The 9,805-nt window shown below is 41.4% G+C and carries 10 protein-coding genes; 1 reads left to right on the forward strand and 9 read right to left on the reverse strand.

Annotated elements, in window-relative coordinates:
• From AKG34_RS19080 to AKG34_RS19120, 9 genes are all read right to left on the reverse strand, one after another.
• Complete coding sequence (locus AKG34_RS19080) at nucleotides 1–1,191, reverse strand: thiolase family protein (RefSeq protein WP_053347552.1); 1,191 nt, start codon at nucleotides 1,189–1,191, stop codon at nucleotides 1–3.
• A gap of 18 nt (nucleotides 1,192–1,209) precedes the next feature.
• Nucleotides 1,210–1,872 carry a 3-oxoacid CoA-transferase subunit B gene (locus AKG34_RS19085; RefSeq protein ID WP_053347553.1) on the reverse strand — a complete coding sequence of 221 codons (663 nt, stop codon included), beginning with the start codon at nucleotides 1,870–1,872 and terminating at the stop codon, nucleotides 1,210–1,212.
• Nucleotides 1,857–2,555 carry a CoA transferase subunit A gene (locus tag AKG34_RS19090; protein WP_053347554.1) on the reverse strand — a complete coding sequence of 233 codons (699 nt, stop codon included), beginning with the start codon at nucleotides 2,553–2,555 and terminating at the stop codon, nucleotides 1,857–1,859. Before AKG34_RS19090 ends, AKG34_RS19085 begins: the two co-directional genes overlap by 16 nt.
• Nucleotides 2,556–2,565: 10 nt before the next feature.
• Nucleotides 2,566–3,927, reverse strand: a complete 1,362-nt coding sequence (locus AKG34_RS19095) for an aspartate aminotransferase family protein (protein WP_053347555.1) — start codon at nucleotides 3,925–3,927, stop codon at nucleotides 2,566–2,568.
• A gap of 138 nt (nucleotides 3,928–4,065) precedes the next feature.
• Entirely contained in the window at nucleotides 4,066–4,296 is a 231-nt protein-coding gene (locus tag AKG34_RS19100) for a ferredoxin (protein WP_053347556.1), read from the reverse strand.
• 12 nt (nucleotides 4,297–4,308) lie between these two features.
• Complete coding sequence (ablB, locus tag AKG34_RS19105) at nucleotides 4,309–5,187, reverse strand: putative beta-lysine N-acetyltransferase (protein WP_053347557.1); 879 nt, start codon at nucleotides 5,185–5,187, stop codon at nucleotides 4,309–4,311.
• A gap of 66 nt (nucleotides 5,188–5,253) precedes the next feature.
• Nucleotides 5,254–5,520 (reverse strand): YokU family protein, encoded by a 267-nt coding sequence (locus AKG34_RS19110; protein ID WP_053347558.1) that lies wholly within the window; start codon nucleotides 5,518–5,520, stop codon nucleotides 5,254–5,256.
• 2 nt (nucleotides 5,521–5,522) lie between these two features.
• Entirely contained in the window at nucleotides 5,523–6,947 is a 1,425-nt protein-coding gene (gene kamA, locus AKG34_RS19115; RefSeq protein ID WP_053348166.1) for a lysine 2,3-aminomutase, read from the reverse strand.
• 331 nt (nucleotides 6,948–7,278) lie between these two features.
• Nucleotides 7,279–8,736: a sigma-54 interaction domain-containing protein gene (locus tag AKG34_RS19120; RefSeq protein ID WP_053347559.1), complete on the reverse strand. Its 1,458-nt coding sequence runs from the start codon at nucleotides 8,734–8,736 to the stop codon at nucleotides 7,279–7,281.
• A 233-nt stretch (nucleotides 8,737–8,969) separates the two neighbouring features.
• Here AKG34_RS19120 and AKG34_RS19125 point away from each other — a divergent pair, with 233 nt between their 5' ends.
• Nucleotides 8,970–9,518, forward strand: a complete 549-nt coding sequence (locus tag AKG34_RS19125) for a GNAT family N-acetyltransferase (RefSeq protein ID WP_053347560.1) — start codon at nucleotides 8,970–8,972, stop codon at nucleotides 9,516–9,518.
• The last annotated feature ends 287 nt before the right edge of the window (nucleotides 9,519–9,805 follow it).

Here is a 9,805-nt window from a genome sequence, read left to right on the forward strand (position 1 = left end):
TTATCCTCCTTTTATACACATATTCTCATAGATTACCGAAAGTCCCATTCCACCTGCCATACATAACGTTACCATTCCGTACTTAACTTGGGAACGCAACATTTCATGCATCAGTGTGACTGTCAATTTTGCACCTGTTGCTCCTACAGGGTGACCAAGTGCAATTGCCCCTCCATTGACATTGACGATTTCCGGATTCAAATCTAACTCCTTGATCACTGCAAGTGCTTGGGCAGCAAAGGCTTCATTAAGTTCAATCAGTCCGATATCCTCTAACGATAGACCTGCTTTTGCCAATGCCTTTCGAGTCGCTGGTACAGGTCCAATCCCCATAACTCCAGGTTCAACACCTGCACTGGCGAATGCCTTAATTTTCAAGAGCGGTTTTAATCCCTTTTCTTCTGCTTGCTGCTTGGACATTAATAGTACAGCTGCTGCTCCATCATTCATGGGACAAGCATTTCCTGCCGTTATGGTTCCTTCATTTTTGAATACTGCTGAAAGACTGGCTAGTTGACTCAGATGAATGTCCTCGCGTACCCCTTCGTCTTGATTGAAGATTTGAAGCCCTTTTCGATCCTTGATTTTGAGCGGAATAATTTCTCGATCAAAGCGACCCTCTTCTATAGCTTTCCAAGCCTTCTTGTGGCTTTGATAAGCAAATTGATCCTGTTCTTCACGACGGATACCATATTTTTCAGCCAGGCGCTCGGCTGTTATTCCCATATGCTCATTTCCCAAGGAACATATTAATCCATCTGCCAGCAGAGCATCCTCCATCGTTACGTTTCCAAATTTACCGCCCCATCTATTTTTCACGATATAAGGCACATTGCTCATGCTCTCCACTCCGCCGGCAATGATTATGTCTTCTTGACCAGCAGCAATAGTTAATGCAGCATTGGTAATGGCCTTTAAACCTGATCCACATGCTTTGATTACAACGTGGCCTGGGACACTATGCGGGAAATTTGCCATCTGCGATGAAATTCGGGCCGAGTTAAGTCCGCCTCCATGGACATAGCCATGTCCGAAAATCACTTCATTGACCTTTTCTTTGCCTAATTCAGATTTTTCCATTAAGCCTTCCAATACTTGACGGCCTAATTCGGTAGCATTAACATTCCGGAGTGATTTCCCAAAGGATCCAACTGCAGTTCGCGCTCCAGCAACGATGACGACCTCATTCATGCTTCTTCCTCCTCTTACCTATTCAATGCTGTTGACAGTAGCCCCGATTTTCAACGACGCCTCTGTATTCGCAATCACATCATCAACTGTATAAGGTGCCATAACTTCCTTCAACACCAATCCCTCTTTTGTAACTTCCATGACAGCCATATCAGTAATGATTAAATCTACACTATGTCTTGCCGTTAAAGGAAGTGTGCATTTCTTTAATATCTTCGATTCACCCTGCTTGTTTACATGATTCATCAAGACAATCACCTTTTTGGCTTTTTGGGCAAGCTCCATTGCTCCGCCCATCCCCGGTACCCGTTTGCCTGGGACAATCCAGTTGGCCAAATCCCCCGTTTCACTGACTTCCAATGCCCCAAGGATGGTAATGTCGATGTATCCTCGACGAATCATGCCAAATGCAGTTGCACTGTCAAAGTAAGAAGCCCCCATTACAGACGTAATCGGGAACCCTCCTGCGTTACAGAGAGCAGGATCTTCTTCCCCCTGATTTGGACTGGGGCCTGTTCCAAGAACACCGTTTTCCGCATGGAACAGCACATGGATATCTTGAGGTAAATGATCGGCCACTAAGGTAGGGATGCCAATACCTAAATTGACGATTAATCCGTCATGGATTTCCTTGGCAGCGCGTTTGGCGATGCGATTTCGTACATCTACTCCCATGCCCATTTCCAATTCACCCCTTTTGTTGGAATCACCATATCTACATAAATACCTGGCGTGGCAATACACTCCGGATCCAATTCGCCTACCGGAACAATTTCTTCAACTTCTGCTATAGTAAAGGCTCCTGCCATCGCTACGAGCGGATTGAAATTGCGGGCACTCTTGTCAAAAACCAAATTCCCTAACGGATCTGCCTTTTTGGCATAAACGATACTCACTTCCGAGGTCAAAGCGGTTTCGATCAAATATTCCTTTTCGTCGATTACCATTTTGTCCTTGCCTTCTTCAGCTATCGTTCCAATCCCGACATCAACAAAAATCCCGCCCAAGCCTACTCCGCCTGCACGAATCCTTTCAGCTAATGTCCCTTGCGGAGAAAATTCCACTTGCAGCTTTCCTTCAGTCATGAGCCGACCGGCATTAGGATTAGATCCGATATGAGAGGCAATGACCTTTTTCGCTCTTTCAAGAGTCACTAGCCGACCAATTCCAATATCAGGGAATCCCGTATCATTGCCAATCAATGTTAGTTCCTTAACGCCCTTGTCCAGGATGCCCTGTATGAGTGTTGGCGGAGTCCCCACTCCCCCAAACCCACCGTACATGAGAGTACATCCATCAGTAATATACTCGAGTGCTTCTTCCAGGGTCACAATTTTGTTTTTTTTCGAAATGACCTGCTTCATATGGTTCCTCCTAAATAGCCTGCTTGTTCTCTATCAGACCTTCCGAGTGCAATTCATGCTGCAATTCCTCAACTGAAGCTTCCAGTATCTTTACAAGACTATCAATTTCTTCATTTGTAATAACTAGTGGCGGAGATATAATAACTGCATCACCCGCGATTCCTTCGATTGCGCCTGAAGCAGGATAGATCAACAATCCCTTCTCAAATGCCTTATTGACAATTCTTGTGGTTATGCCGTCTTGCAAGTCGAATGGAGTTTTTGAACTCCTATTTGAAACAAACTCAAGTCCCAGGAGAAGCCCTTTTCCTCGTACATCACCAATAATGTCAAATCTCTCAGCCAGCCCATGTAATTTCTCCAATAGATACTGTCCTTTCTCTTCCGCTGCCTGAACCAGATTCATTCGTTCAATGTAGGCAAGCACTTCTAAAGAAACGGCAGCAGATAGAGGATTTGCACTATATGTGTGTCCAGCCATGATTGACTTTGAACCTTTTAAAATGGGTTCCATAACCCGATCACTAACCAAAGTGGCTGCAATTGGAGTATAGCCAGCGCTCATACCTTTCCCCAATGCGATGATATCTGGGGTAACTCCCCAGTGTTCCATGGCAAACATTTTTCCTGTACGACCGATTCCAGTCATAACTTCATCGGCGATAAAGAGAATGTCATAGCGTTCGCATATTTCCTTAATCCTTTGATAATAACCATCCGGTGGAGTAACAGCACCAGCGGATGCCCCAATAATTGGTTCAGCGATGAAGGCGGCAATATTCTCAGAACCAAGTCTTTGAATGGACGTCTCTAATTCATTTGCACACTGCAGTTTACAGCCGGAAGATTCATAAGGGCATCGATAACAATACGGAGCAGATATACTAGGAAAATCCTCTAATAACGGAACAAAACGTTTTCTTCTTGACACATGACCGGACATCGATAAAGCACCCATCGTAATCCCGTGATAACTCGTCCAGCGGGAGACGATACGATTTTTCCGCTCAAATCCTTTTTCTTGCCAATGTTGAATGGCTATCTTCATCGCCGTTTCGGTTGCTTCCGACCCACTGTTCACAAAAAACGACCAATTTAAATCTCCTGGAGCTAACTCACTTAGCTTTTCGGCTAAAGTCTCTGCGGCTTCACTTGTAAAATGAGATCGGTATGCAAAAGAAACTTTACTTGCCTGCTCTGTCATTGCCTCAACAACATCTAATACTCCATGACCAATACTCGCCGTAACCGCACCTGAAGATCCGTCGATGTATTGTTTTCCATCTGTGTCATAAAGATATATTCCCTTCCCATGAGAGACAGTGGGATAGTTATGATCTAGAATGGGCTTAATTAAATGATTCCGCTTCATTTCATCTCTCCTTCATTTACATTTTTTATCGACTACACATCTATGAAGTTCTAGTACACTAAAACTCTTAAACTATTGGAAAAATCCTATTAACTGATTGAAAGAATAGATGGCAAATATGAATCCATAAAACCGAGTTTACCAACTAAAAGGTTCATCCTGAATCAGGATTGATTCTGTAGGGCAGCCTTCCATTGCATCATGCATGTCATCATACAGATTCTCAGGAACTACGGCATTCCCCTGATTATCATCCAAGATAACGAAAGCGATTCCTTGTTCGTCATAGTCATAAATTTCAGGACCTGTTGCACCGCATGCCCCGCACGCAATACAGGTATCTTTATCAACCCATGTGTATTTAGCCATAAACTTTTCCTCCTATTTAAAGAATCCATTTACAGAAGATAAATCTTTACCCCAAATATTCATGTCCTCATACTTATCCCAAATATTGCAATTCTTCGTAAATCTTCCTCCATATTCATATCCCAGCTGGTGAAAGACAGCGTTCATGCCCATTGACAAGGATCGCGCTAAAGAGTAGGAACAATAAATATTTTTCTTGATAAGTTCTTGTTCTAATGCTGAGATAAGTACCTTCATAAAACCATGTTTTCGATGATGAGGAATCGTTGCACAGTCTGTAAGTTCAGCATTATGATACATTTCATTTACTTCCGCAGATGCGGCACTAACGATGGATCCTTCATATTCGATAACACTAAAAATCGTACCTTCTTCCATCACTTTTTTGATATAACCCTCATCATTCATTGGGGTTGGATAGGTTTCAAAAATTGCACCGTATAAATTTGCCAGCTCAAGTGCATCTTCAATCTCAGCAAATCGAAGGGTATAATTTTCAGGTAGTTGCTGCTTTTCTATTATTCTAGGAATATCAATGACATCTTGGAGAATTTTGTCTTCCTTCATCCAATAGTCGCTTGTTCGCCTTTCATTGGTTAAATACAATGCCATGCAATAAGCGTCATTCCCATTAAAGTACTTACTCAATATTCCTTCCAGCATAAATCCATGGACCCATGTCGCAGATAAATCTTCTTGTCTAGCTTTAAGTATCACTTTTGTAAAGCCATGCTCTTGAGCGATGACTAGAGCTCGAGTTATCGCTTTTTTGATATTCCCCCGATAATCATCAATGCGTAAGCGATGATTTGCATGATCAAGATAGAGTTCCATCGTAAAACATTCCCCAGTCTCAATTCGGGAGAAAAAAGGCAGCTTTTGAACAGTCATTATGTATACCCTCCTTAACTAAAATTCGGGAGAAGTGATGCATCATCATCTACTTCTCCCGGCATTCTATTTCCAATTAAACAATTTCTTTACAGGGGCCTGAAGAAGCTGTTCATACGTAAACTCATCAGGATACTCACTCACGTCATATATAGATAAGGATTCATCCACCTTTTGATTCATCGAATCAGATACATAGATTCCACAATTTGGACAGTTCAGGGCTGGAACCTGAAGCACTTTTATTGATCGTTTACCATCTGGCATAATCCAGTAACAATCCTTCTTTTCACTTTCCTCAACGTTGGGGGCATTACACCACAAGCATTCCATCTTTATTCCCCCTTGCCTTCAGAACTTCCGACCATGGCGTTCTTTTTTTCTTGGGATAATCTTAATTTTTCCTTCATTTCATCCCGTTTATCACGGCGATCCTTCAAAGAAGCATGTTCATCAGTAGTTTCATACGCTTTTCTCTTGTCAAGGCGACGTAGGCCTTCTGGTACCAAATTGAATTTTTCGTCTGTCATCAGAGCAGAAATCCCCACAGCTCCTTTTCTTCCTTCGGTACCATATACTTCATCAAAGTAAGCATCTGCACTGCCGGCAACATAGTTCTTCGGTTCTGGATAGCTCGTGATAACTCCCTCAAAGTTCCGTAAGACCACTTTATCCGGACTTTGCGAAAGAAGGTAATTCGGAGTCAAGGCAATCTTTCCGCCTCCGCCAGGAGCATCCACCACAAAAGTTGGCACTGCATATCCTGATGTATGGCCACGTAACGCTTCAATGATTTCCAGTCCTTTTGAAACCGGGGCACGGAAATGGCCGATCCCTTCAGATAAATCACATTGATAAATGTAATAAGGTCTAACCCTTGCTTTAACACAGTCGTGCATAAGCTTTTTCATAATATGTACACTATCGTTAATACCAGCAAGAATAACCGCCTGATTACCAAGTGGTACTCCAGCCATCGACAACATATCACATGCCTTTTTGGCTTCTTCCGTCAGTTCAAGTGAATGATTGAAATGCGTATTTAACCAAATTGGATGATATTTCTTCAGAATATTGCATAAATTTTCTGTAATACGCTGCGGGAAAACGACCGGTGCACGAGTACCAATCCGAATGATTTCCACATGTGGGATCGCACGTAAATTACTTAATACGTATTCGAGAATCTTATCATTGATTAATAGGCCATCTCCTCCAGAAATCAAAACGTCTCTCACTTCCGGAGTATTACGAATATATTCAATCGCCCCGTCTAATTGCTTCTTAGGAACGCCCATGCCAACCTGACCTGAAAAACGACGACGAGTACAATAACGACAGTACATAGAGCATTGGTTCGTGACAAGAAATAGAACGCGATCCGGATAACGATGCGTTAGACCTGGAACAGGAGAATCCTCATCCTCATGCAGCGGATCTTCCAAATCATATCTAGTCTTGTTCATTTCTGCCGAAAGCGGTACAGACTGCAAACGAATCGGGCAGCGAGGATCATCGGGATTCATCAAGGATGCATAGTAAGGTGTAATATTTAAAGGAATTGTTTGAGTTGAAATCCGAACCCCTTCTTCTTCTTCTGGTGTCAAGTTCACAACTTTTTTCAGATCATCCAAAGTTTTAATTGTATTGGTTAATTGCCAGAGCCAATCATTCCATTGCTCTTCCGTTACATCTTTCCACAATTCAATCTCATTATAATGTCTACGTCCACCAAGGTATTCCTCATGTTTTACTTCCATTCCCATCAAACTCATTTAAATGCCCCCCTCTTTATCTTAAGAAACTATATCTATACTACTTGCAAGAATGATGCCAACATCCAAAACAAGAAAAACATAGGAAAAAGAGGGCAGATCGTCCCCTTAAACCGCAAGATTTTTTTCGTAATGCCTAATTTTTTGCAGCCAATTTCTTTGCACCAAAGAGATACGGATTTAATGCTTATCCTTTTGATATTGAAAAAAGAGGGTCTCTATTCGCGAGATCCCTCTTCAAGTTACATACTTATTCTATTGAACAACAATTCGCTAAAAGTATAAGTGAATGATAGCGTTTTCAATTACTCCCCTTTCATTTTGATTCCTTCGATCCTGCGGCAAAAACTTTTTCTATACCGTACTTGTTTAACTTATATTGTAATCCTTGTCTTTTAATATTGAGGGCCTCAGCTGTTTTGCTGATATTCCCATTATATTTCTCAAACATATTTATTATCATTTCCCTTTCCATTTCTTCAAGTACGACAGGTAAATCAATCTTATCTTTTAATGGAGGATGATGGCTCTGCGCATTTGATGCGGAATATTTTCCTGAAGGGAATAAATAAGCAGGAAGATGATGTTCATCAATCATAACTTCCCCTGCATCCATGACATTAAATGCTAACTCGATGGCATGTCCCAGTTCACGAATGTTTCCAGGCCACGAATATTGAAGCAGCCGTTGCATCGCCTTTTGACTGATCCCGCGTACATCCGAAAAGAATGATCTATTGAATTTTTGAATAAAGTTATTTGCTATTTCCGGAATATCCGTTTTGCGTTCCAGAAGAGAGGGCATTTGAATGGTTACGACATTCAAACGAAAAAATAAATCCGAGCGAATAATTCCTCGCTCTAACGCCTCATCTGGAGAAATGTTCATCGCAGCAATGATTTTCACATTAATTTTTTGCTCCTTCGATCCTCCAACACGGCGTACCTCGCCTTCTTGTAATACTCGCAGCAATTTTGCCTGCAGACCAAGGTCAAGGCTATTCAATTCATCAAGAAACAGGGTACCGCCATTTGCCTGTTCAAAAATCCCGAGTCGGTCCATCGCTCCGGTAAAAGCCCCTTTCGTTGTGCCGAACAGTAGCCCCTCCATTAATTCCTTTGGAACAGCCGCACAATTTTGCGCAATGAATGGTTGATTTCGCTGAGCACTTACATTATGTATACTTTGAGCAATAAGTTCTTTTCCTGTCCCTGTAGGTCCATAAATCATGACTGGAGAATGTGTACGAGCCGCTTTTTTTGCTAATGAAATAGCTTCTTGAAAAGCAGGACTACTCCCAATTAAATCACTAAAATGATAGGTGGCTGTCCCTTCAAAAAACTTATTTTTCTTATGGGTCTCGGCCAGCTGGGAACGCAAATCAACAATTTGATCGTACATGCTCATGACCTTAGTAATATCCTTTGCGATTTCTACTGCCCCAATAATTTCACCGTCCTCGTATAGAGGATACGTGCTATTAATAGAAGTTATTTTTTTCTCTTTTAAATTAACATATGTTTGAATGGACTCAATCGTTTCGATGCCTTTTTCCAATGCTACATGCAGCGTACTGGATTCATCAGTCAATGATGGATACAGTTGAAAGATATTTTCTCCTAACACCTGTTCACGATCCAGCCCGTCGATATGAGCCATCATTTTATTATAGAATACGGTATCTCCATCCTTATTAACGATATGGACACCAACATTAATCACATTCAATATCCATTCAAATTGAGTGGAAAACTGATTTACTGAAGATTTCATTTCATCATCTCCGCCCCTGTCATTGATAGAACCACCTGTAAATTATAGCATTTAATGGGAAACATTCATCTACATAATCTGAAAACTCACAATTTAATAATGATCGATAATTTCCATGCCGACTATCGTTGATTCTAGGATTTTCAAGCCGGTTAATAGATAGAACAATAAATACATATAAATAAAGGAATCTCACTCTCAGCAAAGAAAGTATTGATTAAGAGTATAATATAATGTCAGGGGTGAGCGAGATTTCAGAACGAAACAAAGAAAACGGGTTACAGATTAAACCATGGGAAGATAGAAACCTTGATTTACTTTTTCACCTTAATGCTCCAGAAATGATGGAACATCTCGGAGGACCAGAGAGTAAAGAACAAATTTTGAAACGCCACAAACGTTATCTTGAGATTGGAAGTAAAGGGTGTATGTTTAGCATCACCCTGTATCCAGAGGAAGAGGCTGTTGGCTCCGTTGGCTACTGGCGAACCGTGTGGAATGATGAAACCGTGTACGAAATTGGGTGGAGTGTCCTCCCTTCATATCAGGGGAAAAGGATTGCGTCCCGTGCAGTGAAGGCTGTAATAGCAAAAGTCAAAGCCGAACGGAAATACAAGTATATTCACGCATTCCCGTCCATCAATAATCCTGCTTCAAATGCAATTTGTCGCAAGCTTGACTTCAATCTTATTTCCGAATGTGAATTCGAATACCCTCCAGGGAGCTTTATGCGATGCAATAATTGGCGTTTGGAACTTCAACATCAAGCAAGGACGGAATAATTAGTGTGTAGGACGAATTATTTCTCTGTAGGTCGAATTAAATAGTGTATAGGACGAATTATCTCTCTGTAGGTCGAATTATTTTGTGTGTAGGACGGATTATTCGATGTAGGACTAATTAATTTGTGTGTAGGACGGATTATCTCCCTGTAGGACGAATTATTTCGTTTGTAAGACGGAATATCTCTCTGTAGGACGAATTATTTCGTTTGTAGGACGAATTATCTCTCTGTAGGTCGAATTATTTTGTGTGTAGGACGGATTATTCGATGTAGGACTAATTAATT

Source organism: Peribacillus butanolivorans, assembly GCF_001273755.1.
Lineage (GTDB): Bacteria > Bacillota > Bacilli > Bacillales > DSM-1321 > Peribacillus > Peribacillus butanolivorans.